The 23,438-nt window shown below is 63.8% G+C and carries 26 protein-coding genes; 20 read left to right on the forward strand and 6 right to left on the reverse strand.

The genetic code is table 11. From position 1 onward, the window contains the following. Positions 1–139 precede the first annotated feature (139 nt). From tpiA to BcanWU425_RS19900, 3 genes are all read left to right on the forward strand, one after another. Positions 140–898 carry a triose-phosphate isomerase gene (tpiA, locus tag BcanWU425_RS19890; protein ID WP_204511306.1) on the forward strand — a complete coding sequence of 253 codons (759 nt, stop codon included), beginning with the start codon at positions 140–142 and terminating at the stop codon, positions 896–898. A gap of 157 nt (positions 899–1,055) precedes the next feature. Beyond that, positions 1,056–1,442 (forward strand): preprotein translocase subunit SecG, encoded by a 387-nt coding sequence (secG, locus tag BcanWU425_RS19895; protein ID WP_007590603.1) that lies wholly within the window; start codon positions 1,056–1,058, stop codon positions 1,440–1,442. Between the two features lie 166 nt (positions 1,443–1,608). After that, a complete protein-coding gene (locus tag BcanWU425_RS19900; protein ID WP_007590604.1) occupies positions 1,609–3,240 on the forward strand; it encodes a CTP synthase in 1,632 nt (543 codons plus the stop codon). Between the two features lie 4 nt (positions 3,241–3,244). Here the strand turns inward: BcanWU425_RS19900 and BcanWU425_RS19905 are convergent, their stop codons facing one another. The 3 genes from BcanWU425_RS19905 to BcanWU425_RS19915 form a co-directional block, all read right to left on the reverse strand. Further along, positions 3,245–3,907: a class I SAM-dependent methyltransferase gene (locus tag BcanWU425_RS19905; RefSeq protein WP_018458074.1), complete on the reverse strand. Its 663-nt coding sequence runs from the start codon at positions 3,905–3,907 to the stop codon at positions 3,245–3,247. Between the two features lie 103 nt (positions 3,908–4,010). Further along, positions 4,011–5,387: a sensor histidine kinase gene (locus tag BcanWU425_RS19910; RefSeq protein WP_204511305.1), complete on the reverse strand. Its 1,377-nt coding sequence runs from the start codon at positions 5,385–5,387 to the stop codon at positions 4,011–4,013. Next, a complete protein-coding gene (locus BcanWU425_RS19915) occupies positions 5,384–6,058 on the reverse strand; it encodes a response regulator transcription factor (RefSeq protein WP_018458072.1) in 675 nt (224 codons plus the stop codon). The genes BcanWU425_RS19910 and BcanWU425_RS19915 overlap by 4 nt, the downstream gene beginning before the upstream one ends. A gap of 196 nt (positions 6,059–6,254) precedes the next feature. Between BcanWU425_RS19915 and BcanWU425_RS19920 the strand changes: the two genes are divergently transcribed. From BcanWU425_RS19920 to BcanWU425_RS19930, 3 genes are all read left to right on the forward strand, one after another. Beyond that, on the forward strand, positions 6,255–6,581 hold the full coding sequence (locus tag BcanWU425_RS19920) for an NIPSNAP family protein (protein ID WP_085353235.1): 327 nt from the start codon (positions 6,255–6,257) through the stop codon (positions 6,579–6,581). Positions 6,582–6,706: 125 nt separating this feature from the next. Continuing rightward, a complete protein-coding gene (kdsA, locus tag BcanWU425_RS19925; RefSeq protein WP_018458071.1) occupies positions 6,707–7,570 on the forward strand; it encodes a 3-deoxy-8-phosphooctulonate synthase in 864 nt (287 codons plus the stop codon). Beyond that, complete coding sequence (locus BcanWU425_RS19930; RefSeq protein ID WP_085353232.1) at positions 7,570–8,778, forward strand: MFS transporter; 1,209 nt, start codon at positions 7,570–7,572, stop codon at positions 8,776–8,778. The genes kdsA and BcanWU425_RS19930 overlap by 1 nt, the downstream gene beginning before the upstream one ends. A 30-nt stretch (positions 8,779–8,808) precedes the next feature. Here the strand turns inward: BcanWU425_RS19930 and BcanWU425_RS19935 are convergent, their stop codons facing one another. Then, positions 8,809–9,225, reverse strand: a complete 417-nt coding sequence (locus BcanWU425_RS19935; RefSeq protein ID WP_204511304.1) for a winged helix-turn-helix transcriptional regulator — start codon at positions 9,223–9,225, stop codon at positions 8,809–8,811. A gap of 110 nt (positions 9,226–9,335) precedes the next feature. On the opposite strand from BcanWU425_RS19935, the gene BcanWU425_RS19940 reads away from it, so the two are divergent. Together BcanWU425_RS19940 and BcanWU425_RS19945 are read left to right on the forward strand one after the other, a co-directional pair. After that, complete coding sequence (locus tag BcanWU425_RS19940) at positions 9,336–9,638, forward strand: hypothetical protein (protein ID WP_204511303.1); 303 nt, start codon at positions 9,336–9,338, stop codon at positions 9,636–9,638. A gap of 17 nt (positions 9,639–9,655) precedes the next feature. Continuing rightward, positions 9,656–10,279: a dihydrofolate reductase family protein gene (locus BcanWU425_RS19945; RefSeq protein ID WP_204511302.1), complete on the forward strand. Its 624-nt coding sequence runs from the start codon at positions 9,656–9,658 to the stop codon at positions 10,277–10,279. Between the two features lie 22 nt (positions 10,280–10,301). On the opposite strand, the gene queF is transcribed toward BcanWU425_RS19945, so the two are convergent. Together queF and BcanWU425_RS19955 are read right to left on the reverse strand one after the other, a co-directional pair. Next, entirely contained in the window at positions 10,302–10,754 is a 453-nt protein-coding gene (queF, locus tag BcanWU425_RS19950; RefSeq protein WP_018458066.1) for a preQ(1) synthase, read from the reverse strand. 51 nt (positions 10,755–10,805) lie between these two features. Then, a complete protein-coding gene (locus BcanWU425_RS19955) occupies positions 10,806–11,783 on the reverse strand; it encodes a Vgb family protein (protein WP_204511301.1) in 978 nt (325 codons plus the stop codon). 173 nt (positions 11,784–11,956) lie between these two features. Between BcanWU425_RS19955 and eno the strand changes: the two genes are divergently transcribed. The 12 genes from eno to lpdA all read left to right on the forward strand — a co-directional run bounded on the left by eno (position 11,957) and on the right by lpdA (position 23,394). Further along, positions 11,957–13,240, forward strand: coding sequence for a phosphopyruvate hydratase (gene eno / locus BcanWU425_RS19960; protein WP_018458064.1), 1,284 nt, complete (start codon positions 11,957–11,959; stop codon positions 13,238–13,240). A 34-nt stretch (positions 13,241–13,274) separates the two neighbouring features. Then, a complete protein-coding gene (locus BcanWU425_RS19965) occupies positions 13,275–14,408 on the forward strand; it encodes a zinc-binding dehydrogenase (RefSeq protein ID WP_018458063.1) in 1,134 nt (377 codons plus the stop codon). A 116-nt stretch (positions 14,409–14,524) separates the two neighbouring features. Further along, entirely contained in the window at positions 14,525–15,523 is a 999-nt protein-coding gene (locus tag BcanWU425_RS19970) for an MBL fold metallo-hydrolase (protein ID WP_085353228.1), read from the forward strand. A 175-nt stretch (positions 15,524–15,698) separates the two neighbouring features. Next, on the forward strand, positions 15,699–16,250 hold the full coding sequence (locus tag BcanWU425_RS19975) for an NADPH-dependent FMN reductase (protein ID WP_085353225.1): 552 nt from the start codon (positions 15,699–15,701) through the stop codon (positions 16,248–16,250). A gap of 209 nt (positions 16,251–16,459) precedes the next feature. Then, positions 16,460–16,777: an FtsB family cell division protein gene (locus BcanWU425_RS19980; protein ID WP_007590617.1), complete on the forward strand. Its 318-nt coding sequence runs from the start codon at positions 16,460–16,462 to the stop codon at positions 16,775–16,777. A 311-nt stretch (positions 16,778–17,088) separates the two neighbouring features. Continuing rightward, positions 17,089–18,111 carry a pyruvate dehydrogenase (acetyl-transferring) E1 component subunit alpha gene (gene pdhA / locus BcanWU425_RS19985; RefSeq protein ID WP_085353223.1) on the forward strand — a complete coding sequence of 341 codons (1,023 nt, stop codon included), beginning with the start codon at positions 17,089–17,091 and terminating at the stop codon, positions 18,109–18,111. A gap of 29 nt (positions 18,112–18,140) precedes the next feature. Further along, complete coding sequence (locus tag BcanWU425_RS19990) at positions 18,141–19,529, forward strand: pyruvate dehydrogenase complex E1 component subunit beta (RefSeq protein ID WP_204511300.1); 1,389 nt, start codon at positions 18,141–18,143, stop codon at positions 19,527–19,529. 3 nt (positions 19,530–19,532) lie between these two features. Then, positions 19,533–19,835, forward strand: coding sequence for a DUF5076 domain-containing protein (locus BcanWU425_RS19995; RefSeq protein WP_007590623.1), 303 nt, complete (start codon positions 19,533–19,535; stop codon positions 19,833–19,835). 2 nt (positions 19,836–19,837) lie between these two features. Beyond that, positions 19,838–20,290, forward strand: coding sequence for a nucleoside deaminase (locus tag BcanWU425_RS20000; RefSeq protein WP_204511299.1), 453 nt, complete (start codon positions 19,838–19,840; stop codon positions 20,288–20,290). A gap of 60 nt (positions 20,291–20,350) precedes the next feature. After that, entirely contained in the window at positions 20,351–21,700 is a 1,350-nt protein-coding gene (locus tag BcanWU425_RS20005; protein WP_204511298.1) for a pyruvate dehydrogenase complex dihydrolipoamide acetyltransferase, read from the forward strand. A 48-nt stretch (positions 21,701–21,748) separates the two neighbouring features. Next, positions 21,749–21,955 carry a hypothetical protein gene (locus BcanWU425_RS20010; RefSeq protein WP_204513939.1) on the forward strand — a complete coding sequence of 69 codons (207 nt, stop codon included), beginning with the start codon at positions 21,749–21,751 and terminating at the stop codon, positions 21,953–21,955. A gap of 17 nt (positions 21,956–21,972) precedes the next feature. Continuing rightward, complete coding sequence (lpdA, locus tag BcanWU425_RS20015; protein ID WP_204511297.1) at positions 21,973–23,394, forward strand: dihydrolipoyl dehydrogenase; 1,422 nt, start codon at positions 21,973–21,975, stop codon at positions 23,392–23,394. Positions 23,395–23,438 lie beyond the last annotated feature (44 nt).

Consider the following 23,438-nt stretch of genomic DNA (forward strand, 5'->3'; position numbering starts at 1 on the left):
ATCATAAAGTGGTGGCTTTCCCCCCGCAACCTCGGGTCCGACAGGCTTTCGATCCCTGCGGTTAAAAGCCCCTGGTCTCTGGAACTGCCACGGGACCTCTGCTAGCGCATACGCAACCCAAATTTTGCTGGAATTTGACATGATCGATGCCATCCGCCCCCTGATCGCCGGCAACTGGAAAATGAACGGCCTGAAGGCCTCGACTGCCGAATTCGGCGCCATGCTCAATGGTGCGACAGAAGTGGCCGGCAAAGCCGATTTGCTGGTTTGTCCGCCGGCGACCCTGATCGCAGCTTTCGCCGAGAAGGCCCGCGGCAAGAAGGTCGCGGTGGGAGCCCAGGATTGCCACCCCAAGGCCTCTGGCGCCCATACCGGCGACATCGCCGCCGAAATGCTGGTGGATTCGGGTGCGACCGCTATCATCGTCGGCCATTCCGAGCGCCGCGCCGACCATGGCGAGGGCGATGCCCTGATCCGGCAGAAGGCAGAGGCCGCCTGGCGCGCCGGGGTGACGGCGATCGTCTGTATCGGAGAGACGCAGGGCCAGCGCGATGCGGGCCAGACCCTGGATATCCTGCGCGGCCAGCTCACCGGCTCGCTGCCGGATGGCTCGACCTCCGCCAATCTGGTCGTGGCCTATGAGCCGGTCTGGGCAATCGGCACCGGCCTGACCCCGACGTCTCGGGATGTCGAGCAGATTCATGGCTTTATCCGGAAATTCCTGACCTCCAGGTTCAAGGCCGACGGCGCCGGGATGCGCATTCTCTATGGCGGCTCGGTCAAGCCTTCGAACGCGGCCGAGCTGATGGCCGTGAAGAACGTCAATGGCGCGCTGGTCGGCGGGGCCAGTCTGAAGGCGGCCGATTTCCTTGCGATTGCGCAGGGCTGCCCTAATTAGGCAGGGCCGTCCCTGGCTGGTTCAAACCACTGGTCCGGGGCTGATCGGGGGTGGCAATGCCCCGTCCGATCGTGTAACACCGCGCAACTTCAGGAAAACCCCGCGAAGCACGATTGGCCGCCGTCTCGGCGCTGTCGGCTTGTGACGGAAGGACACTATGCAGACCGTTGTCATCGTCATTCACCTCATGATCGTCACCGTTATGATCGGCGCCGTCCTGCTCCAGAAGTCGGAAGGCGGGGGCCTCGGCATGGGAGGCGGCGCAGGCTTCATGTCGAGCCGCGGCACGGCGAACCTTCTGACGCGGACCACCGCGATTCTGGCCGTCGGCTTCTTCCTCACCAGCCTGTTCCTGTCCTGGTATGCCGGCTACGACCGCAAGCCGTCGTCGATCATCGGTGCGCCGGCGTCGCAGACACAGCCGGCCGGTGGCGGACCGATCGCGCCGCCGACCTCGGGTGGCATCCTGGATTCGCTGAAGAAGGCCGACGAGCAGCAGCAGGCTCCGGCACCGAGCGGCCCGCAGGTACCGCGTTCGCAATAAAACAGGGGGGCCATGCAGGGCGGCTTCTACCGTCCTGGATCAACAATCCCTATCAAGGCTCTGTCACCACTCTCAGTTCTGGCTCACCCACAGCCCCGCAAAATGTTTGGGGCGGAATACGAATCGCTTTGGCGAATCGAATTCGAGGGATTAGAGGTTAAGCCCCATGGCGCGGTACATATTCATCACCGGCGGCGTGGTTTCTTCGCTCGGCAAGGGTCTGGCTTCAGCGGCACTCGGTGCCCTGTTGCAAGCTCGGGGCTACAAGGTCCGCCTCCGCAAGCTTGACCCCTATCTCAATCTCGATCCCGGAACGATGTCGCCGTATCAGCACGGCGAAGTGTTCGTGACCGATGACGGCGCGGAGACCGACCTCGATCTCGGTCACTATGAGCGCTTCACCGGGCGGCCGGCGACCAAGGCCGACAACATCACGACCGGGCGGATTTATCAGGACATCATCTCCAAGGAGCGGCGCGGCGATTATCTCGGCGCGACCATCCAGGTGGTTCCGCATGTCACCAACGCCATCAAGGATTTCGTCCTCGACGGCAACGACGATTACGACTTCGTGCTGGTCGAGATCGGTGGCACCGTCGGCGACATCGAGGGCCTGCCGTTCTTCGAGGCGATCCGCCAGCTCAAGAACGAGTTGCCGCGCGATCACGCCATCTACATTCATTTGACGCTGCTGCCTTACATCCCGAGCGCCGGTGAGCTGAAGACAAAGCCGACGCAGCACTCCGTCAAGGAGCTGCGCTCGATCGGCATCCAGCCGGACATCCTGCTCTGCCGTACCGATCGCGAGATCCCGAAGGAGGAACGGCGCAAGCTCGGGCTGTTCTGTAACGTGCGCGAGAGCGCCGTCATCGAGGCGCGCGACGCCGACAGCATCTACGCTGTCCCTCAGGCTTACCATGCGGCAGGCCTCGACGACGAAGTGCTTGCCGCCTTCGGCATCGGCTCGCGGATTCCGCCGGAGCTGCGGAGCTGGCAGCAGATCAACGAGCGCATCCGCAATCCCGAGGGCAACGTCACCATCGCCATCGTCGGTAAGTATACCGGCATGAAGGATGCGTATAAGTCGCTGATCGAGGCGCTCTCCCATGGCGGCATCGCCAACAAGGTGAAGGTCAATCTCGACTGGATCGAAAGCGAGATCTTCGAGAAGGAAGATCCCGCGCCGTTCCTCGAGCACGTCAACGGCATTCTGGTGCCCGGCGGCTTCGGCCAGCGCGGCGCCGAAGGCAAGATCCGCGCGGCGCAGTTCGCGCGCGAGCGCGACGTGCCGTATTTCGGCATCTGCTTCGGCATGCAGATGGCGGTGATCGAGGCAGCTCGGAATCTCGTCGGGATCGAGGAGGCCAACTCCACCGAGTTCGGCCCGACCAAGGAGCCCTTGGTCGGCCTGATGACGGAATGGCTGCGCGGCAACGAGCTTGAGAAGCGCACCAACGCCGGCGATCTCGGCGGCACGATGCGCTTGGGCGCCTATCCCGCGGCGCTCAATCGCGGCAGCCGCGTTTCGGAAGTCTATGGCGGCGCGACCGAGATTTCCGAGCGCCACCGCCATCGCTACGAGGTCAACACCGCCTATAAGGATCGCCTCGAACAGCACGGGCTGAAATTCTCGGGCCTGTCGCCCGACGGCGTGCTGCCGGAGATCGTCGAGTACGAGGATCACCCCTGGTTCATCGGCGTCCAGTTCCATCCGGAACTGAAGTCGCGACCGTTCGAGCCGCATCCGCTGTTCGCGTCGTTCATTCGCGCGGCAATGGTTCAGAGCCGCCTGGTGTAATCGCTCAGCGCGTGGCGGTGCAGTCACCTGCAAGATGCATCGGCTCCGGCGCGGCCGGCATTGACGTATCAGGCGCAAGCGATCCCGTGACGAGCTTCATCTGCGGCCGTCGCGTCAGCTTGTAGACGGCGGCCGGCGGCACGTTCAGCAGGGCACGATCCACCAGCTTTGCGCGCAAGCCCAGCCGGTCGAGCACGGGCCGCGGGATCGGACAACTCATGCCGTAGGTGAACTGGTAGAAGGCGCCGCCGGGGCGGACATGACTGAACGCGCCACCGACGATCGAGACCACCTTGCGCGTCGACATGTTGAGCAGCGGCAGGCCGCTCACGACCGCGCCGACGGGCGCGCCGTCATAGAGGCGCTCCGTTGCGAGCCGCCCTGCATCCATCCACAAGACGCGCGCGTTCGGAAAACGCATCTGGAGCACCTTCATGAAGTCGGAGCCGTATTCGATCAGCGTGAGGTCCTGCTGGCGCACGCCGCGTTTGAGCAGCTTGTAGGTGAACGCGCCGGTGCCGGGGCCGAGCTCGAGAACAGGGCCGGTCGATGCGGTGATCTCGCGGGTGATGAGATCGGCCAGCGCCGCGCCTGACGGCGCGATCGCGCCGACGCGGCGCGGGGCTGACATCCATGACAGGAAGAACGAGAGGAAATCGTTGGGCATGCGCACTCCGGCATCTTGCTTGCGCCTCGCAGGTCAGAGGTGAGGCGGCCGAACAATCGCTTGAGTGCATTGCGACAGCATTGCGTGCCGCCTGTCGATTGCGTCAATTCTCCCGGACGGGCGGCAGTGACATCCTGAAGCACGCGCCGCCGATCGCTGTGTCCGCGACCGAGATGTGGCCGCCATGCAGGAGCACGATCTCGCGCACCATGTTGAGACCGAGGCCGGCACCGCGATCCAGCGGTGTCAGCCGGTAGAACGGTTCGAATATCTGTTCGCGCTGATCGGCCGGAATGCCGGCGCCTTCGTCCGTGACCTCGATGCTCGCGGGCCTGCTGACACGAATGCCTATGGTGCCGCGGCGCGGGCCGTGCTGGATCGCATTCTGCACAAGGTTGGTCAGCGCGCGCTCCAGCGCCGCCGCATCGCCGATCGTTTCGACCGGCGTGGAGGGGGCGTCGAGCGCCAACTCGTAGCCGGCGGCAATGGCCAGCGGCGCAAGATCTGCGGCCGCGCTTTGCGCGATTGCGACGAGGTCAACGCGCGTGAAGGGATGGCCGCAGCGGTCGAGCCTTTGAATGTCCAGCAGCTGCTCGGCAAGCGTTGCCAGCCGCGCGGAATCCTCCAGCAACCGGGTCTTGTCCGGCCCCGCTGGAAGCGACTCCAGCCGCGTGTTCAGGATCGCGATCGGTGTGCGCAACTCGTGTGCGGCATCGGCGACGAAGCGCTTGTGGCGGGCATAGCCCTGGTCCAGCCGCGCCAGCGCGTCGTTGACCGCGGTCACGAGCGGCACGACTTCCAGCGGAATCCGGTCCAGCGACAGCCGCGCGCCGCGTTGATGGATGTCGATGTGCCGCGCCTGGTCCGCCGTCGCATCGAGCGCCTCGAAGGCGCGCCGCACGATCATCGGCGTGGCGATGAACGTCGCCGTTCCCATGAGGAGCAGGCCAGGCAGGGCGATGCCGAGCAGTGCAAGCGATGTCATGATCAACGCCTTGGCGCCCGTGAGCTTGCCTTGCGTCGCCGTGATGATTTGCACATTGCCGGCGTCGGTATCGACCCGCTTCAGCCGCGCCGGGGGCTTGCGCGGATCGTCCTCGAACAGCTGCCACCCGAGCCGGGCCTGGCTGATCTGGTCGAGGCCGCTGCCGATGGCGGCGAATTCGGCCGGCACGGCGCCTTCGCTTAGCGAATGTCCCTGCCTGTCGCGGACCAGGAACCAGAGATCGGGGGTCTCGCTGCGCAATTGTTTCAGCTCGGTCGTCGGCCGCAGGACCAGGTCGCCTTGCGCGTCGCGTCCGAGCGCGCGCTGGACGATCTCGATCACGCGATCTTCGTCGCGCCCGGCGATCACGAATCCCGACGCGCTCAATGCCCCGACGACGACGGCAACGAGCGCCGTGAGCAGCACCGCCTGGAGCGACAGCAGGCGCCAGCTCAGCCGCGAGCGCAGGCAATAGGGTTCGTGGTGCTTGCTCATAGCAGCTTCTTCAAGAGATAGCCGACGCCGCGGATGCCGTGGATCTCCACGCGCGCATCGGCTTCCGAGAGTTTGCGGCGCAGGCGCGACACGTGCGTATCGAGCGCATTCGACTGGATCTCGTCGTCGAAACTGTAGACGGCTTCTTCCAGCGCGGAGCGCAGCACGGTCCGGCCCATGCGACGGACCAGGGCTTCCAGCACGAGGAGCTCGCGTCGCGGCAGCTCGAGCGGAGCCCCGTCGATGCTTGCCTCGCGATGGCCGAAATCGAAGGCGAGGCGGCCGGCGTGCATGATGTCGGGATGCAGCCCGGCGGGCCGGCGCAGCACGGCGCGCAGCCGCGCCAGCAATTCCTCTACCGCGAACGGCTTTGACAGATAATCATCCGCCCCGCAGTCGAGCCCGGCGACCCGGTCGGCGAGTTCGCCGCGCGCCGTCAACACGATGATCGGCACGCCGTCGGCGCGCGCCCTGAGTTTCGGGATCAGGGTGAGACCGTCGCCATCGGGAAGCTGGCGATCGAGCAGGACGGCGGCGTGGACGTCGGCAGAAATGGCCTCTTCCGCCTCCGCGAGCGTGGGGGCGTGGTCCACCACCATGTCGTAGCGCTTCAGCGCCGACGCCAGCGCGTCGGCCATTTCGACCTCGTCCTCGACGAGCAAAATCCGCATGATCCGCACCTCAACCTCAATCGCGCCATTCTAGCGGCCGTATCATTGCGGCAGCATTGCGGGAACCCGCTCTCGATGAAGCGGCTTGAGCGGGCTCTAGCCATGCACGGAACGCTACCGGGGCGGCTGAGCGGGCCTCAAGACACCGTCGGGGCCGGCCGTTATAACCGCCGGACCTGATCAGGGAGGAATATGAATGATCTACGAAATGCGCATCTATCGCTGCGTGCCCGGCCGCCTGCCGGCACTGCTCAAGCGGTTCGAGACCGTCACGCTGAAGGTGTGGGAAAAGCACGGCATCAAGCAGGCCGGGTTCTTCACGACCGTGATCGGTGAATCCAACCAGGAGCTGACCTATTTCCTGGCCTGGGAGTCGCTCGCCGAGCGCGAGAAGAAGTGGGCCGCCTTCATGACCGATCCGGACTGGATGAAAGGGCGCGCCGAGAGCGAGGCGGACGGCCAGATCGTCGGCAACATCGTCAGCCAGATCCTGGCGCCGACCGCCTTCTCGTCGGTGAAGTAGAGGCGGCCGGCGCGAGGGCGTCGCGGAGAGCCTGGGCGCAACCCTGATATTCTGGGAGCCCAGGCCGAATGGGGTTGATCCGCCCTTCATCGCGGCTATGGTCGCGCCGGAACGAGGGATTTGCCTTGAGCTCTTCGACGTCAGCGGCGCCGGTCGTCACCATTGGCAAGGTCAAATTCGGCAATGATCTGCCGATCTCGATCATTGCCGGGCCGTGTCAGCTCGAAAGCCGCCAGCATGCGCTGGAGGTGGCCTCCGCGCTGAAGGAGATCGCCGCGCGGCTGCAGATCGGCCTCGTCTACAAGACCTCATTCGACAAGGCCAATCGCACCAGCGCGTCGGCCGCGCGTGGCCTCGGACTTGCACAATCGCTGCCGATCTTCGCCGAAATCCGATCGTCGCTCGGCCTGCCGGTCCTGACCGACGTGCATGACGCCGGGCAGTGTGCCGAGGTGGCGCAGGCGGTGGACGTGTTGCAGATTCCCGCCTTCCTGTGTCGCCAGACCGATCTGCTGCTGGCGGCGGCCGCAACCGGCAAGGTCGTCAACGTCAAGAAGGGTCAGTTTCTTGCGCCCTGGGACATGGCCAACGTCGTGTCCAAGATCACGAGCGCGAACAATCCCAACGTGCTCGTCACCGAACGCGGCGCGTCCTTCGGCTACAACACCCTGGTCTCCGACATGCGCGCGCTGCCGATCCTGGCGCGCACCACCGGCGCCCCCGTGATCTTCGACGCGACTCATTCGGTGCAACAGCCGGGCGGGAAGGGGACGTCTTCCGGAGGCGAGCGCGAATTCGTGCCGGTGCTCGCACGCGCAGCCGTCGCCGTCGGTGTTGCCGGTATCTTCATCGAGACCCATCCCGATCCTGACAGCGCGCCGTCCGACGGACCCAACATGGTGCCGCTGCGCGAGTTCGAAGGGCTGATCCGAAGGCTGATGGCGTTCGACGCGCTCGCCAAGGATTCGACCAAAGCCGACCCGCGCTGATGCAGCAAGGCGAGGCGCGGGCGCACGATCACGGCCTGCCGGCCGCGCTTTACGTCATCTCCGGTGCAAGCTTCGCCGCGGCGCTCTCCGCGCGCGCGCTCGATCCGGTGCTGCCGCACGTCGCGGAGGACTTTGGCGTCAGCATCGCGACCGCTGCCGGTTTTGCCGCGGTGTTCGCCTTCACCTTCTCGATCATCCAGCCGATCGTCGGCGCCGCCGCCGATCTGTTCGGCAAGACGCGGCTGATGATCGGCTGCCTCGCGCTGCTCGGCCTTGCCAACATCCTGGGGGCGCTCTCGAGCTCATTCTCGGTTCTGTTCGCGACCCGTATCCTCGCCGGTATCGGCTCCGGCGGCGTGTTTCCGGTGGCGCTCAGCCTGACCAGCGATCTCGTCGGTCCGGAGAAGCGCCAGGTCGCGATCAGCCGCACGCTCGCCGGCGCGATGACGGGCAATCTCCTCGGCGCCTCGGCCTCCGGCCTGATCGGCGATTTCCTCGGCTGGCGCGGCGTGCTGGCGGTGCTCGGCGCGCTGGTGATCGTTGCCTCGATCGCGGTCGCCGCCGGTTTTCGTGGCGCCAAGGTCAAGCATCCGCCGAAGACGAGCCTGTCGGCGCTGAAGGCGGGCTATCGCACCATCTTCACCAACCCGAACGCCTATGTCTGTTATGCGGCGGTGTTCATCGAAGGCTGCTGCGTGCTCGGCCTGTTTCCCTACATCGCTTCGTTCCTGTTCGAGCTCGGTCAGACCTCGCTCTCGATCGCGGGCATCGTCATCGCGGGCTTTGCGGTCGGCGGCTTGTTCTACACGCTGACGGTGTCGCGCCTGCTGCCATGGCTGGGCATGAAGGGAATGATGATCGCGGGCATGACGCTGGTGGCTTCGCAGCTCGTTGCCGTCGGCTTCGGCCTGCGCTGGGAAGTGCAGGCGTTCAATCTCATCGTGATGGGATGGGGCTTCTACATCGCCCATGGCTGCCTTCAGATGTTTGCCAGCGAACTCTCGGTCGAGGCGCGCGCAACCGCGTTGTCGCTGCATTCGTTCTTCTTCTTCATGGGGCAGACGGTGGGGCCGCTCGCCTATGGACTTGGCCTCCAGCATGGCGGCAAGATGCCGACCCTGTTCGCGAGCGCCGCGATCATGGTCGCGCTGGGCTTCGCCTGTGCGCGGCTGTTGAAACAGCGGGCGCCATCGGATGCAGTCGCCTAAAAGATGTCTAGCGCCTGACGCGGCGTATCGTCATTTAGAACCTCCTTTCCTCAGTTTTTGCTTCATCTGGGAAAGCATCTTGGGGCCCCCCGCCGATAGTCTCTCGGCAATCGCACCAAGATCCGGATCAGCATTACGATATTTGCTGCCCCATAAGCCAAGCTCGGCGAGGACAGGCAGCAGATCAATGCCCGCCTCCGTAAGGCGATAAATCGCCTTCAATTTATGCGTGGGGTCGTCATGACGGGTAAGGACGCCGCCTTCTTGCAGCGTTTGAAGCCGCTCCGCAAGCGTCCGCGATGATATCGATTCATCGGACTGCAGAAATTCCCGGAAGTGCTGTTTCCCCGCGAAAACGATGTCACGCACAATCAGCAGCGTCCAGCGATCGCCGAGCAACTCCAGCGACAGACTGATTGGGCAACCTGATCGCTGTCTTCCCGACATCCGTAGTTCCCTTTGTAAATCGATTTACTATTGACATCATTCGATGCTGGCTGCAATGCTTCCAAATGTAAACCAGTCACAAAGTCTCAGTGCTGGAGGAGTGGTGGAAAATGCCGGCAGATATTCATCAGGTTGGAAGCGGCGGCTTTTACATATTTCAGAAGGTGACAGAGCTCCTGGGCAGGAAACTGCGCAAAGACGTGACTTATCGATCTGTCCCGCTCGATGACGCCCGCAGCAGCATGATCGCAAACGGGGTATCAGCCAGCTTCACGGAAGCGTTGATCGAAACCCCAGCGAGCTTCAATCGCCAAGAGCGATGGGCACTCGACACGCCAGCTTCAGAAAACACAACTCGAACGACCTTCAAACAATGGGCTGCTGAATCGTTCGCAGCTTCGATCCTTGCATGATTCGAGAGAATAGACCGATGCGAAAACTTATCCTTCAGATGCAGGTGTCAGCCGATGGCTTTGTCGGCTCCTACGGAACGGTAAATTGGCAGCTATGGGGTTGGGGTGACAACAACTTTTGGGATGATGAACTGAAGCGCGATTTCAATGCTCACTTCGAGCGCATCGACACGATTCTTCTCAGTCGGAAGATGCTGAATGAAGGGTATCTACGGCATTGGGAGAACGCAGCGAACCGCTACCCAACTGAGCCATTCTACGCGTTCGCTAAGCGTATCACAGAAATGAGCAAAATGGTTCCGACGAATAAGCCAACGGAGCCGGCGTGGGAACGAACCACGCTTGTCAGCGGAGATTTGCACGAGGTGGTCGGCGCCTTAAAGAGCCAACGAGGGCGCGACATTGGCGTGTTCGGTGGCGCGGGGTTTGCCGCGGCGCTGATCGAACAAGGTCTCGTTGACGAGTTTCAATTTTACGTCAACCCGGCGGTATTGGGTGACGGCGTCGGGATCTTCGCGGCGTCGGGGTTCAGGAAGCTAAAATTACTCGAGGCCAAGGCTTATTCGAGCGGCATGGTTGTTAGCCGCTATACCTCGTACCCCGAGCGAGCAAATCTTCGCGGTCGAGACCGAACGCGGTGAGTCAGAAACGGTCTCTTCAAGCTCAGCCCCGGCCGCGATAGGGCGCGACGCCCTGCTCGGGCACCCACAATCCCTTCGGCGCGCGGCCCGTCTGCCAGAACACGTCGATTGGAATGCCGCCGCGCGGATACCAGTAGCCCCCGATGCGCAGGAACTTCGGCTTGATCTCGCTCGCGATGCGCTTGCCGATCATCACGGTGCAGTCCTCGTGGAAGGCGCCGTGATTGCGGAAGCTCGCGATGTAGAGCTTGAGCGACTTCGACTCCAGCAACCATTGGCCGGGGGCGTAGTCGATCATCAGATGTGCGAAATCCGGTTGTCCCGTGACCGGGCAGAGCGAGGTGAATTCCGGCACGGTGAAGCGTACCAGATAGTCCGTGCCCTTTTGCGGGTTCGGCACGCGGTCGAGCTGCGCTTCTTCCGGTGTGTGCGGCCATTCGACCGCGCGGCCCAGCTGAAGGGATTTCTTCGCCATTGTCGTCACATCCTGTTCCGCGTGCCGGGATGGACGCAAATGCCGCTGTCGTCAACCGGCGGCGACCGTCTGGATCATGACGATCCGGTCGTTGCCGGATTCGCAGCCCCAGAGCTCGCCCGGCCTCCCGTCGAGCTGGCGCACATTGGCGTTAGCCTTGTCGCTGGCGAACACGTTGAAACGCTCGGTGGCGGGATCGAAGCGGACGATGGCGTTGGCGGAGAAATCGGTCAGCCAGACTTTGTCCTTGTCATCGACATAGACCGCGTAGGTGCGGGGACGCTCGCCGGGCAGCTTCCAGGTCTTCCAGGAGGCTTCCGCGGGATCGTGCACCGAGACGTGGCCACTGTTCCACTCGCTGACCCAGATCCGGCTTTTCGAATCCGACCAGACCCGTCGCGAACCCTGGCTCGGCGTCGGCGGCTCGACCACACTGGCGCTGCCCGTCGCCGGATCGATCCTGGCAATATAGCTGCCGGCAAGCGAGGCATACCAGACGTCGCCCTTGGGCGTGACGGTGATTCCGTAGGGGCCGACGCCCTTGGGCGCCCTGAACACGTCCATCCCGCCCGCGTTCGGCTTGAGGCGGCCGTAATAGCCGGACTGGCCGGTGAACCAATAGGTGCCGTCCTTGTCGAACACGCCGGTGTTGGGATTGGCGTAGGCGAACTTCTCGGGCAGGCGGAACAGGGTGACCTTGAGGTCGGAAGGATCGACGCGGGCGATCGCATTCTGGCCGCCCTCGGTGATCCAGGGCGCGCCGTCGGGGCCGATGGTCACGCCGTGCGGGGCGGCGCCCTGGCCGAGGCTGACCGTCTTATGGCTGCCATCCTTCGGATCGAGCCTGCCGAGCAGGCCCTTGCCCTGGGCCGTAAACCAGACCGTGCCATCGGGAGCGGGAGCGAGGTCGTGCAGACCGATGCCGGAGCTAATGGGGTAGTATTTTGTCCGGAACGGGCCTTCCTGCGCAAAACTCGGGCGGGTCGCGAGGAGGGCGATGCTCGAGGCAAGAAACTGGCGGCGATTCATGGCGTTACCCCGACCGTTTCAGATTGAGGTTTTGCGGCAGACCAGATGCGGTCAACCTTAGTCCGAGCCGCTTCACGCGTCAGTCGAAGCCCACCCTCCAAGCGTTCACATTTGCTTGCGGTCCGTGTAAGACCCGCGGCACCGATCAGCCCTAACGAACGGAAGTGCACATCATGACCGCCATCATCGACATCATCGGCCGCGAAATTCTCGACAGCCGTGGCAATCCCACCGTCGAGGTCGACGTCGTGCTGGAAGATGGCGCGCTTGGCCGTGCTGCCGTGCCGTCCGGCGCCTCCACCGGCGCCCATGAGGCGGTGGAACTACGCGACGGTGACAAGACTCGCTATCTCGGCAAGGGCGTCACCAAGGCGGTCGGCGCCGTCAACGGCGAAATCTTCGAGGCCCTGAGCGGCCTCGATGTCGAGCAGCAGGCCCAGCTCGACCAGATCATGATCGACCTCGACGGTACGCCGAACAAGAGCCGGCTGGGCGCCAACGCCATCCTCGGCGTGTCGCTCGCCTGCGCCAAGGCGGCCGCGAACTCGCTCGACATGCCGCTCTATCGTTACGTTGGCGGCACCTCGGCGCGGCTGCTGCCGGTGCCGATGATGAACATCATCAATGGCGGCATGCACGCCGACAATCCGATCGACTTCCAGGAGTTCATGATCCTACCGGTTGGCGCGTCCTCCTTTGCCGAGGGCTTGCGCTATGGCGCGGAGGTCTTCCACACCCTGAAGTCCGAATTGAAGAAGGCCGGCCACAACACCAATGTCGGCGATGAGGGCGGCTTTGCCCCGAACCTGCCGTCGGCGGACGCCGCGCTCGAATTCGTCATGAACGCGATCGGCAAGGCCGGCTACAAGGCGGGCTCCGACATCGTCATTGGCCTCGACTGCGCCTCGACCGAGTTCTTCAAGGACGGCAAATACGTCTACGAGGGCGAGGGCAAGACCCGCTCGATCTCCGAGCAGGCCAAGTACCTTGCTGATCTCGTCTCGCGCTATCCGATCGTGACCATCGAGGACGGCATGTCGGAAGACGACATGGACGGCTGGAAGGAGCTGACCGACCTCGTCGGCAAGAAGTGCCAGCTCGTCGGTGACGATCTCTTCGTCACCAACGTCAAGCGCCTCGCCGAAGGCATCAAGGCCGGACGGGCCAATTCGATCCTGATCAAGGTCAACCAGATCGGCACGCTGACCGAGACGCTCGCCGCCGTCGAGATGGCGCACAAGGCCGGCTACACCTCGGTGATGTCGCACCGCTCCGGCGAGACCGAGGATTCTACCATCGCCGACCTCGCGGTCGCCACCAATTGCGGTCAGATCAAGACCGGCTCCCTTGCGCGCTCCGATCGCACCGCCAAATACAACCAGCTCCTGCGCATCGAGCAGCAGCTCGGCAAGCAGGCGCTCTACGGCGGCAAGGCGGCACTGAAGGCGCTGGCATAAGCCAGCGGTCGGACAAGAACAGGGGAGGATCGACATGAGCGACGGCAAGAACGGCCTGCAACTGCGTTCGCTGATCAAGAAGAGCGGTGAGCTCGAAATCTCGCTGCTCGACGTGCCGACCCCCGAACCCGCCGCGGACGAGGTTGTCGTCCGCGTCGAGGCCGCGCCGATCAACCCGTCCGACCTCGGGCTCTTGATCGGCGCGGCCGACATGAGCACGGCAAAGGCTTCGGGCACCAAAGAAGCTCCCGTCATCACCGCGAAAGTGCCGGAAGGCGCGATGCGGGCGATGGCAGGCCGGCTCGACGAATCCATGCCGGTCGGTAACGAAGGCGCGGGAGTCGTGATCAGGACCGGCTCCTCGGATGCCGCGAAGGCGCTGATGGGCAAGACCGTCGCCATGATCGGCGGCGCGATGTACACGCAGTATCGCACGTTGAAAGTGCGCGAGTGCCTGCCGCTGCCGGAAGGCACCACGCCGGCCGAAGGAGCCTCCTGCTTCGTCAATCCGCTGACCGCGCTCGGCATGACCGAGACCATGCGGCGCGAGGGTCACAAGGCGCTGGTGCACACTGCGGCCGCATCCAATCTCGGGCAGATGCTGAACAAGATCTGCATCAAGGACGGCATCCCGCTGGTCAACATTGTGCGCAGCAAGGAGCAGGCCGACATCCTGCACAAGATCGGCGCCAAATATGTCGTCGATTCCACCGCACCGAGCTTCCTCGGCGATCTCACCAATGCGCTGGTCGAGACCGGCGCCACCATCGCCTTCGACGCCATCGGTGGCGGGAAGCTCGCCGGCGACATCCTCAACTGCATGGAAGTCGCGATCAACAAGACCGCGAAGGAATACAGCCGCTACGGCTCCAACGTGCACAAGCAGGTCTATGTCTATGGCGCGCTCGATGTCCGCCCGATTGAGCTGCCGCGCGGCTTCGGCATGGCCTGGGGCGTCGGCGGCTGGCTGCTGTTTCCGTTCCTGATGAAGATCGGGCAGGCGGACGGGGCCAGGCTGCGCCAGCGCGTCGTCGACGAACTGAAGACCACGTTTGCCAGCCACTACACCAAGGTGGTGTCGCTTTCCGAGGCGCTCGATCCCGCCAACATCGCGGTGTACGCCAAACGCGCCACTGGCGAAAAATTCCTCATCAACCCGAACAAATAATCGGGACGTGCGACGGCACGTCACCGAAAGAAGGTCTTGCCTTCTGAGCGAAGCCGGGGATTATTCCGCCGCCATTTGCACGCGGGAAAACCGCGGGGCGCTCAGAAGGGGACCTCATGACCGATCTTAATCGCCGCCATTTGCTTGCAGGCGCCGCCACCTTCGGTGCGGCTGCCGTGACCGGCTTTGGGCCGACCGCCGCCAATGCCTCAGTACCGCAAGCCGGCACGCAGGCGCCGGGCTTCTACCGCTACAAGGTCGGCAGCTACGAGTGCACCTCCATCAATGACGGTGCGCGCACTTTCCCGATGCCGGACAAGTTCGTCGTCAACGCGCCGAAGGAGGAAGCGCTGGCCGCTGGCGAGGCGGCCTACATGCCGAAGGGCATGGTCACGGTGCCGTTCAACCCGCAGCTCATCAACACCGGCTCCAAGCTCGTGCTGATCGATACCGGCAACGGTGTCGCCAATCTCGAGCCCAGCAAGGGCGCGGTCGGCCGCACGCTGCAGAACCTCCAGGCCGCCGGCGTCGACCCCAAGAGCATCGACGTCGTGCTGCTCTCGCATCTGCATCCCGACCACACCAACGGCATTCGTCTCGCCGACGGCGCGCTTGCCTTCCCCAATGCGGAGATCATGGTGCCAGGCAAGGACTGGGAGTTCTGGACCAGCGAGGACAACGCCGCCAAGGCCGAGTCCAACGCGATGATGAAGAACTACTTCGCCAACGTGAAGAAGACCTTTGCCGGCCTCGAATCCAAGGTGACGAAGTACGAGTGGGGCAAGGAGGTCGCACCGGGCATCACCTCGATCGCGACGCCCGGTCACACCCCGGGGCACACCTCGTTCGCGGTCGCCTCAGGCGATTCCAAGGTGCTGATCCAGTCCGACGTCACCAACATCCCGGAGTTCTTCCTGCGCAATCCGAACTGGCATGTGGTGTTCGACACCGATGCAGCGCTGGCGCAGGAAACCCGCCACAAATTCTACGACATGGCGGCCGCCGAGAAGGCGACCGTGATCGGCTTCCACTTCACCTTCCCCTCGGTCGGCCATGTCGAGAAGGACGGCGCCAAATATCGTCTGATCCCGTCGGCGTGGAATCCGACCATCTGAGCCGATTTGCAGATTTGTACCAGGGATCGGGCCGCCACTTGGCGGCCTGATTGTTTGGGCAACCGTTCAGAAACCCAGCGTTTCCAAATCCGTCCAGTCCATGCACTTGCATCTATCGGTCGAGATCGCTTAAGTGCCGACCCGGCACTCCCGCTGAAGATTTCGAGGACACTCTATGGCCTACAATATCGTCACGATCGCCGGCAGCCTGCGTAAGGACAGCTTTTCGCTCAAGATCGCCAATGCGCTCGCCAAGCTCGCGCCGGCCTCGCTCAAGCTCGAGGTCATCACGCCGGCCGGCATCTCGTTCTTCAACCAGGACCTCGAGGGAGCGCCGCCGGCGGATTGGCTGTCTTTCCGCGAAAAAATCCAGAAATCGGACGGCGTCATCTTCGTCACGCCGGAATACAATCGCGCGATCCCGGGGGTGCTGAAGAACGCCATCGACGTCGCCTCGCGGCCCTATGGCAAGAGCTCGTTCAACGACAAGCCGGTCGGCATCATCGCGAACTCGCCGGGCCCGCTCGGCGGCGTCAGTGCCGCCAAGACGCTCCAGAACATCCTGCCGGGCATTTCCGGCCCGATCATGCAGCAGCCGGAGGCCTATCTGAACGGGGTGGGCGACGCGTTCGATGCCGACGGCAACCTGACCAAGGAGTCCTTGAAGCCGGTGCTCCAGGCCTATATCGACGCGTTTGCGGTGCACGTCGCGAAGCATCACGGCTGAGGCCGCGAACCCCGGGTCTCCGTCATGGCCGGGCAAAAGCGCGAAGCGCGTCTTCGCGCTAGATGTCCCGGCCATCCACGTCTTTGCCAAATTGACGAAGAACGTGGATGCCCGGCACAAGGCCGAGCATGACGGCTGAGCCAGGCATTGGAACGCCAAGCGGGCGGGCAATTAGCACGCCCTTAACCAACCTGTCCCATCTTCCCAGGATGGTCTCCCGCGCGCGCCTGAAATCGATCCTGACCGGTCTTGCCCTCTATGCGATGGCGGCCGCCATCGTCGGCTATTTCGGCGTCAACGCCTATACCGGCAAATACGGCCTCAACGCCCGCCAGGAGCTCGACCAGGAGATCGTGGCGCTGACCAGCGAACTGGCGCAGCTCAAGCGCGAGCGCGCCAGGAGCGAGCAGCGCGTTTCGCTGCTGCGCTCCGCGAAGATCGACCCCGACATGCTGGACGAGCGGGCGCGCTTCCAGCTCGACTACGTCAATCCGCGCGATCTCGTCCGGACAATCCCGGCGAACTGACACGCGAGCGGCACAAGCGCCATTTGCGGGGTTTGCGGTCTGCCGCTGACTCCATCGAGCCAGCGCGATTGCGATATGCAAGCAGCCCGTTGCTTCCTGCGGCTGACGTGAGCGGGTCTGCGATCGGTATTCCACACACGATGCGGGAGTCGGGGAGCTAAATGTTGCCCGATCCGCGTCAAAGATTTTGCAATATTACGATCGCGTTGCAGTGCGGCATAATGAAAGGCGTGCCATGCCGCCGCGGTGCTTTCCAAGGGCGTTTGACTTGGGTTAGACAGGGCTGAAGTTTTCTCTGACCCGGAATTCCCATGGCCGCACCCAAGAAAGCCGCCGCGAGTACTGCACAGGACAAGACCGACGGCGGTTCGCCCCCGGAATTCACCAGAGAGCAGGAGCTCAAGGCGCTCCGCGACATGCTCCTGATCCGGCGGTTCGAGGAAAAGGCCGGCCAGCTCTACGGCATGGGCGCGATCGGCGGCTTCTGCCACCTTTATATCGGCCAGGAGGCCGTGGTGGTCGGGATGCAGATGGCCCTGAAGCCGGGCGATCAGGTCATCACCGGCTATCGCGATCACGGCCATATGCTCGCCACCGGCATGGAGGCCAAAGGCGTCATGGCCGAGCTCACCGGCCGTCGCGGCGGCTATTCCAAGGGCAAGGGCGGCTCGATGCATATGTTCAGCAAGGAGAAGCACTTTTACGGCGGCCACGGCATCGTCGGCGCACAGGTCTCGCTCGGCACCGGGCTCGCTTTCGCCAATCACTATCGCGACAACGACAATGTCAGCGTCACCTATTTCGGCGACGGCGCGGCCAACCAGGGCCAGGTCTATGAGAGCTTCAACATGGCGGAGCTCTGGAAGCTGCCGGTGATCTACGTCATCGAGAACAACCGCTACGCCATGGGCACTTCGGTCTCGCGCGCCTCGGCGCAGCAGGATTTCTCCAAGCGCGGCGCCTCCTTCAACATTCCCGGCCAGCAGGTCGACGGCATGGACGTCCGCGCCGTGAAGGCCGCCGGCGACGAGGCGGCGGCCTGGTGCCGCGCCGGCAAGGGACCCTTCATCCTGGAGATGCAGACCTACCGTTACCGCGGCCACTCGATGTCCGATCCCGCAAAGTACAGAACGCGCGAGGAGGTCGAAAAAGTCCGCCACGACCAGGATCCGATCGAGCAGGTGCGCAACCGCCTGTTGGCCGCCAAGGTCAGCGAGCAGGATCTGAAGGCGATCGACGCCGAGGTGCGCGACATCGTCAACGCGTCCGCCGATTTCGCCCAGCATGATCCCGAGCCGGATGCCGCCGAGCTCTGGACCGATATTTACCGCTGAACGCGCGCAAGCTTTCTTTTGGAGCCGATATGCCAATTCAAGTGCTGATGCCCGCGTTGTCGCCCACGATGGAGAAGGGCAACCTCTCCAAATGGCTGAAAAAAGAGGGTGAGACGATCAAGTCCGGCGACGTCATCGCCGAGATCGAGACCGACAAGGCGACCATGGAGGTCGAGGCGACCGATGAAGGTACGCTCGGCAAGATCCTGATCCCCGAGGGCACCGCCGACGTTGCCGTGAACACACCGATCGCGACAATTCTGGCCGATGGCGAAAGTGCCGCCGATCTCGCCAAGGCGCCCGCGCCTGCCCAGCAGCAGAAGGCTGCCGAATCCGCAGCCCCTGCCGCCGCGAAGACCGAGGCTCCAGCTCCCAAGGCTGCGCCGGCGCCGCAGGCCGTCGCAGAACCCGACCCGGAAGTGCCCGCAGGCACCGAGATGGTGACGCAGACCATCCGCGAAGCCCTGCGCGATGCTATGGCCGAAGAGATGCGCCGCGACGCCGACGTCTTCGTGATGGGCGAAGAGGTTGCCGAATACCAAGGCGCCTACAAGGTGACGCAAGGGCTGCTTCAGGAATTCGGCGCCAAGCGCGTCATCGACACGCCAATCACGGAGCACGGCTTTGCCGGCATCGGCGTCGGCGCCGCGATGACCGGGTTGAAGCCGATTGTCGAGTTCATGACCTTCAACTTCGCTATGCAGGCGATCGACCAGATCATCAACTCCGCGGCCAAGACGCTCTATATGTCCGGCGGCCAGATGGGCTGCTCCATCGTATTCCGCGGGCCCAACGGCGCCGCTTCCCGCGTGGCCGCCCAGCACAGCCAGGATTATTCGTCCTGGTATTCGAACGTCCCCGGCCTCAAGGTCGTCGCGCCGTTCTCGGCCGCTGATTACAAGGGCCTGCTCAAGGCTGCGATCCGCGATCCCAATCCGGTGATCTTCCTCGAGAACGAAATGCTCTACGGCCACACTGGCGAGGTGCCGAAGCTCGACGATTTCGTGATTCCGATCGGCAAGGCGCGCATCGTGCGCTCCGGCAGCCATGTCACGATCATCTCGTGGTCGAACGGCATGAGCTACGCGCTGAAGGCCGCCGACGAACTCGCCAAGGACGGCATCGAGGCCGAAGTGATCGACCTGCGCACGCTGCGTCCGATGGACACCGACACCATCGTCAACTCCGTCAAGAAGACGGGACGTGCCGTCACGGTGGAAGAGGGCTGGGCCCAGAGCGGTGTCGGCGCCGAGATCGCCGCGCGGATCATGGAGCATGCCTTCGACTATCTGGATGCGCCTGTAACCCGGGTCTCCGGCAAGGACGTGCCGATGCCGTATGCCGCGAACCTGGAAAAGCTCGCGCTGCCTTCGGCTGCCGAAGTGATCGAGGCCGCCAAAGCCGTCTGCTACAGGTAGACCATGGCGGGTCCGAAGGAGCAGCCATTGCCACCCGACGTCCTCGTCCGCGATGATGCGGTCGAGATCCTGCGCGTGTTCGTGCTGGACGGCGGGCTGTCGATGGCGTTCCAGCGGGCCTTCGACGAGCCCGACATGTGGGGCCTGCTGCTCGTCGATCTCGCCCGTCACGCCGCGCGCGCCTATGCGCGCGAGAGCGAATACACCGAGGAGGACGCGCTGAACCGGATCATCGAGATGTTCCAGGCCGAGATCGAGCGTCCCACCGACACCGGCACCACGACGCCGCGCGGGAAGGGGCACTGACCGTGGCGATCGAAGCCTATCATTTCGATTTCATGCTGGAGGCGATCCGCGAGGCGGAAGCCTCGATTGCGCAAGGCGGCCTGCCGATCGGCGCCGTGCTGACCCGCGACAACAAGGTCATCGCCCGCGGCCACAACAACCGGGTGCAGGAGAACAACCCGATCCTGCACGGCGAGATGAGTTGCCTGCGCGAGGCGGGTGCGATTTCGTTCCACGATACCGTCATGTACACCACGCTGTCGCCATGCGCGATGTGTGCCGGTGCGCTCTCACTGTTCAAGGTCAAGCTTGTGGTTATTGGAGAGTCCGTCACCTTCGAGGGCTCCAAGGACATTCTCGACAAGTTTGGCATCTCCTGGATCGACCTTGCCGACGACCGCTCCATCACCATGATGAAGAATTGGCGTTCCATCCCTGCCAATGAGCGCCTGTGGCAGGGCGACATCGGCAACTAACCTGGTCTGTTCGTCTTCGGTCCGGAGACGGATTTTTGCAAAGTTCTTCTTGAGGTCAGCATGCCCATCAACATCCTGATGCCCGCTCTTTCGCCGACGATGGAGAAGGGCAACCTCGCCAAGTGGCTGAAGAAGGAAGGCGACAAGGTCAAATCCGGCGACATCATCGCCGAGATCGAGACCGACAAGGCGACCATGGAGGTCGAGGCCATCGACGAGGGCACGATCGCCAGGATCCTCGTGCCCGAGGGCACGCAGGACGTCCCGGTCAACGACGTGATCGCGGTGCTGGCCGGCGAGGGCGAGGACGTGAAGGCGGCAGGTGCCGCCAAACCGAGCGCTTCGGCCGCACCTCCGAAAGCTGCTGAAGCTCCCGCTGCTGCGCCGGCTCCTGCGCCTGCTGCGCCCAAGGCCGCGCCGGCGCCCGCCGCAGCACCTGCACCGCAGGCCGCAGCACCGGCTGCGCAGAGCAACGGCCATGCCGGCCGCGTGTTCTCCTCGCCGCTGGCGCGCCGGCTCGCCAAGGAAGCTGGCGTCGATGTTGCGATGGTGACCGGCACCGGCCCGCACGGCCGCGTGGTCGCGCGCGACGTGGAGCAGGCCAAGTCCGGCAAGGGCCTCAAGGCTCCCGCGGCGGCGCCGTCAGGTGCACCCTCGGGCGCGCCGACCATGTCGGACAAGCAGATCCTGGCGCTGTTCGAGCCGGGCTCCTACGAGGTGGTCCCGCATGACGGCATGCGCCGCACGATTGCGCAGCGTCTGACCGCGTCGATCCAGAACGTCCCGCACTTCTATCTCACCATCGACTGCGACATCGGCAAGCTGCTCGCCGCGCGCGAGGAGATCAATGCGGCTGCTCCCAAGGACAAGGAGAAGAAGCCGCTCTACAAGATCTCGGTCAACGACTTCGTCATCAAGGCGATGGCGGTGGCGCTGCAGAAGATCCCGAATTGCAATGTGAGCTGGACCGAATCCGGGATGGTCAAGCACCACCATTCCGACGTCGGTGTCGCCGTGGCGATGCCCGGGGGGCTGATCACGCCGATCATCCGCAAGGCCGAGACCAAGACGCTGTCGACCATTTCCAACGAGATGAAGGATTTTGCGGCACGCGCGCGCTCGCGCAAGCTGAAGCCCGAAGAGTACCAGGGCGGCACGACGGCCGTCTCGAACCTCGGCATGTTCGGCATCAGCCACTTCACTGCCGTGATCAATCCGCCGCATGCGACCATCCTCGCGGTCGGCACCAGCGAGGAGCGGCCTGTGGTCCGCGGCGGCAAGATCGAGATCGCGAACATGATGAGCGTGACCCTGTCCTGCGATCACCGCGCCATCGACGGCGCGCTCGGCGCGGAACTGATCGGCGCCTTCAAGCAGCTGATCGAAAATCCCGTCATGATGATGGTCTGACGCGCGGTAGAGGGGGCACCGTTGCATGTCCGTACCCGCTGGCCATGGATGTCGCTGCTGCTTGGAGCAGTCGTCGCGCTCAACCCGATTGGGCTCGATCTTCTTTACTCAGCGTTCTTTGCCGGTGAACAACTGGCACGGAACATCGCCCAGCCGGTCGTGCCGATCGCCTTGGCCGTAATGGCTTTGGCGACGATGCTCGAATGGCTGGTGAGGTCTTTTCTGATCAAGCGCCGCGCCCGCGGCGCCTCTTGAGTTGAATGGGAGCCGCCATGGCCGAGACATCCTTCGACATCATCATCATCGGCTCCGGTCCGGGCGGCTATGTCACCGCGATCCGCGCCGCCCAGCTCGGCTTCAAGGTCGCGATCGTCGAAAAATCCTATCTCGGCGGCATCTGCCTGAACTGGGGCTGCATCCCGACCAAGGCGCTGCTGCGCTCGGCCGAGATCTACCACTACATGCAGCACGCCAAGGATTACGGCCTGTCGGCCGATAACGTCTCGTTCGATCCGAAGGCGGTGGTGCAGCGCTCGCGCGGCGTCTCGAAGCGGCTGAACGACGGCGTCGGCTTCCTGATGAAGAAGAACAAGGTCAGCGTGATCTGGGGCGCGGCCTCGATCGACGCGCCCGGCAAAGTCACCGTGAAGAAGTCGGACGTCGAGGGCCCCAAGGGTGCGCTGGGCGAGGGAACGTATCAGGCCAAACACATTATCGTCGCGACCGGCGCGCGGCCGCGGGTGCTGCCGGGCCTCGAACCCGACAAGAAGCTGATCTGGACTTATTTCGAGGCGATGGTGCCGGAGCGGATGCCGAAATCGCTGCTGGTCGTCGGCTCCGGCGCGATCGGCATCGAGTTCGCCTCCTTCTTCCACACCATGGGCTCGGACGTCACCGTGGTCGAAGTGCTGCCGCAGATCCTGCCGGTGGAGGACGCCGAGATCGCCGGCCTGGCCCGCAAGCGTTTCGAGAAGCAGGGCATCAAGATCCTGTCCTCGACCAAGGTGACCAAGCTCGAGAAGAAGGCCGACAGCGTCGTCGCTACCATTGACAACGGCAAGGGCAAGCCTGTGACGACCGAGTTCGAGCGCGTGATCTCGGCGGTCGGCGTCGTCGGCAACATCGAGAACCTTGGACTCGAGAAGCTCGGCGTGAAAACGGATCGCGGCGTCATCGTGATCGACGGCTACGGCAAGACCAACATCCCCGGCATCTATGCCATCGGCGATGTCGCGGGGCCGCCGATGCTGGCTCACAAGGCCGAACATGAAGGCGTGATCTGCGTCGAGGCGATCAAGGGCCTGCATCCGCACGCCATGGACAAGAACCTGATCCCGGGCTGCACCTATTGTCAGCCGCAGGTGGCCTCCGTCGGCCTCACCGAAGCCAAGGCCAAGGAGAACGGCCGCGAGATCCGCGTCGGCCGCTTCCCCTTCGTCGGCAACGGCAAGGCCATCGCGCTCGGCGAGGACCAGGGCTTGGTCAAGGTGATCTTCGACAAGAAGACCGGCCAGCTGCTTGGCGCCCACATGATCGGCGCGGAGGTCACCGAGCTGATCCAGGGCTACGTCGTCGCCATGAACCTTGAGACCACGGAAGAGGAGCTGATGCACACGGTGTTCCCGCATCCGACCCTGTCGGAGATGATGAAGGAAGCCGTGCTGGATGCGTATGGACGGGTGCTGAATATTTGACGGGCGCGCATCGCCGCCCACCACCGTCATTGCGAGCGAAGCGA

The sequence above is a fragment of the Bradyrhizobium sp. WU425 genome, assembly GCF_021052305.1.
Taxonomy (GTDB): domain Bacteria; phylum Pseudomonadota; class Alphaproteobacteria; order Rhizobiales; family Xanthobacteraceae; genus Bradyrhizobium; species Bradyrhizobium canariense_D.

What these genes read in the sequence shown, in the direction of transcription:
- pdhA (WP_085353223.1), top strand. Translation starts at nt 17,089, where the DNA reads ATGGCCGCACCCAAGAAAGCCGCCGCGAGTACTGCACAGGACAAGACC.
- BcanWU425_RS19920 (WP_085353235.1), top strand. Translation starts at nt 6,255, where the DNA reads ATGATCTACGAAATGCGCATCTATCGCTGCGTGCCCGGCCGCCTGCCG.
- BcanWU425_RS20005 (WP_204511298.1), top strand. Translation starts at nt 20,351, where the DNA reads ATGCCCATCAACATCCTGATGCCCGCTCTTTCGCCGACGATGGAGAAG.
- eno (WP_018458064.1), top strand. Translation starts at nt 11,957, where the DNA reads ATGACCGCCATCATCGACATCATCGGCCGCGAAATTCTCGACAGCCGT.
- secG (WP_007590603.1), top strand. Translation starts at nt 1,056, where the DNA reads ATGCAGACCGTTGTCATCGTCATTCACCTCATGATCGTCACCGTTATG.
- BcanWU425_RS19955 (WP_204511301.1), bottom strand. Translation starts at nt 11,783, where the DNA reads ATGAATCGCCGCCAGTTTCTTGCCTCGAGCATCGCCCTCCTCGCGACC.
- BcanWU425_RS19970 (WP_085353228.1), top strand. Translation starts at nt 14,525, where the DNA reads ATGACCGATCTTAATCGCCGCCATTTGCTTGCAGGCGCCGCCACCTTC.
- BcanWU425_RS19980 (WP_007590617.1), top strand. Translation starts at nt 16,460, where the DNA reads ATGGTCTCCCGCGCGCGCCTGAAATCGATCCTGACCGGTCTTGCCCTC.
- queF (WP_018458066.1), bottom strand. Translation starts at nt 10,754, where the DNA reads ATGGCGAAGAAATCCCTTCAGCTGGGCCGCGCGGTCGAATGGCCGCAC.
- BcanWU425_RS19990 (WP_204511300.1), top strand. Translation starts at nt 18,141, where the DNA reads ATGCCAATTCAAGTGCTGATGCCCGCGTTGTCGCCCACGATGGAGAAG.
- BcanWU425_RS19975 (WP_085353225.1), top strand. Translation starts at nt 15,699, where the DNA reads ATGGCCTACAATATCGTCACGATCGCCGGCAGCCTGCGTAAGGACAGC.
- BcanWU425_RS19965 (WP_018458063.1), top strand. Translation starts at nt 13,275, where the DNA reads ATGAGCGACGGCAAGAACGGCCTGCAACTGCGTTCGCTGATCAAGAAG.
- BcanWU425_RS19910 (WP_204511305.1), bottom strand. Translation starts at nt 5,387, where the DNA reads ATGAGCAAGCACCACGAACCCTATTGCCTGCGCTCGCGGCTGAGCTGG.
- BcanWU425_RS19995 (WP_007590623.1), top strand. Translation starts at nt 19,533, where the DNA reads ATGGCGGGTCCGAAGGAGCAGCCATTGCCACCCGACGTCCTCGTCCGC.
- BcanWU425_RS20010 (WP_204513939.1), top strand. Translation starts at nt 21,749, where the DNA reads ATGTCGCTGCTGCTTGGAGCAGTCGTCGCGCTCAACCCGATTGGGCTC.
- BcanWU425_RS19915 (WP_018458072.1), bottom strand. Translation starts at nt 6,058, where the DNA reads ATGCGGATTTTGCTCGTCGAGGACGAGGTCGAAATGGCCGACGCGCTG.
- lpdA (WP_204511297.1), top strand. Translation starts at nt 21,973, where the DNA reads ATGGCCGAGACATCCTTCGACATCATCATCATCGGCTCCGGTCCGGGC.
- BcanWU425_RS19930 (WP_085353232.1), top strand. Translation starts at nt 7,570, where the DNA reads ATGCAGCAAGGCGAGGCGCGGGCGCACGATCACGGCCTGCCGGCCGCG.
- BcanWU425_RS19905 (WP_018458074.1), bottom strand. Translation starts at nt 3,907, where the DNA reads ATGCCCAACGATTTCCTCTCGTTCTTCCTGTCATGGATGTCAGCCCCG.
- BcanWU425_RS19935 (WP_204511304.1), bottom strand. Translation starts at nt 9,225, where the DNA reads ATGTCGGGAAGACAGCGATCAGGTTGCCCAATCAGTCTGTCGCTGGAG.
- BcanWU425_RS19900 (WP_007590604.1), top strand. Translation starts at nt 1,609, where the DNA reads ATGGCGCGGTACATATTCATCACCGGCGGCGTGGTTTCTTCGCTCGGC.
- BcanWU425_RS19945 (WP_204511302.1), top strand. Translation starts at nt 9,656, where the DNA reads ATGCGAAAACTTATCCTTCAGATGCAGGTGTCAGCCGATGGCTTTGTC.
- tpiA (WP_204511306.1), top strand. Translation starts at nt 140, where the DNA reads ATGATCGATGCCATCCGCCCCCTGATCGCCGGCAACTGGAAAATGAAC.
- BcanWU425_RS19940 (WP_204511303.1), top strand. Translation starts at nt 9,336, where the DNA reads ATGCCGGCAGATATTCATCAGGTTGGAAGCGGCGGCTTTTACATATTT.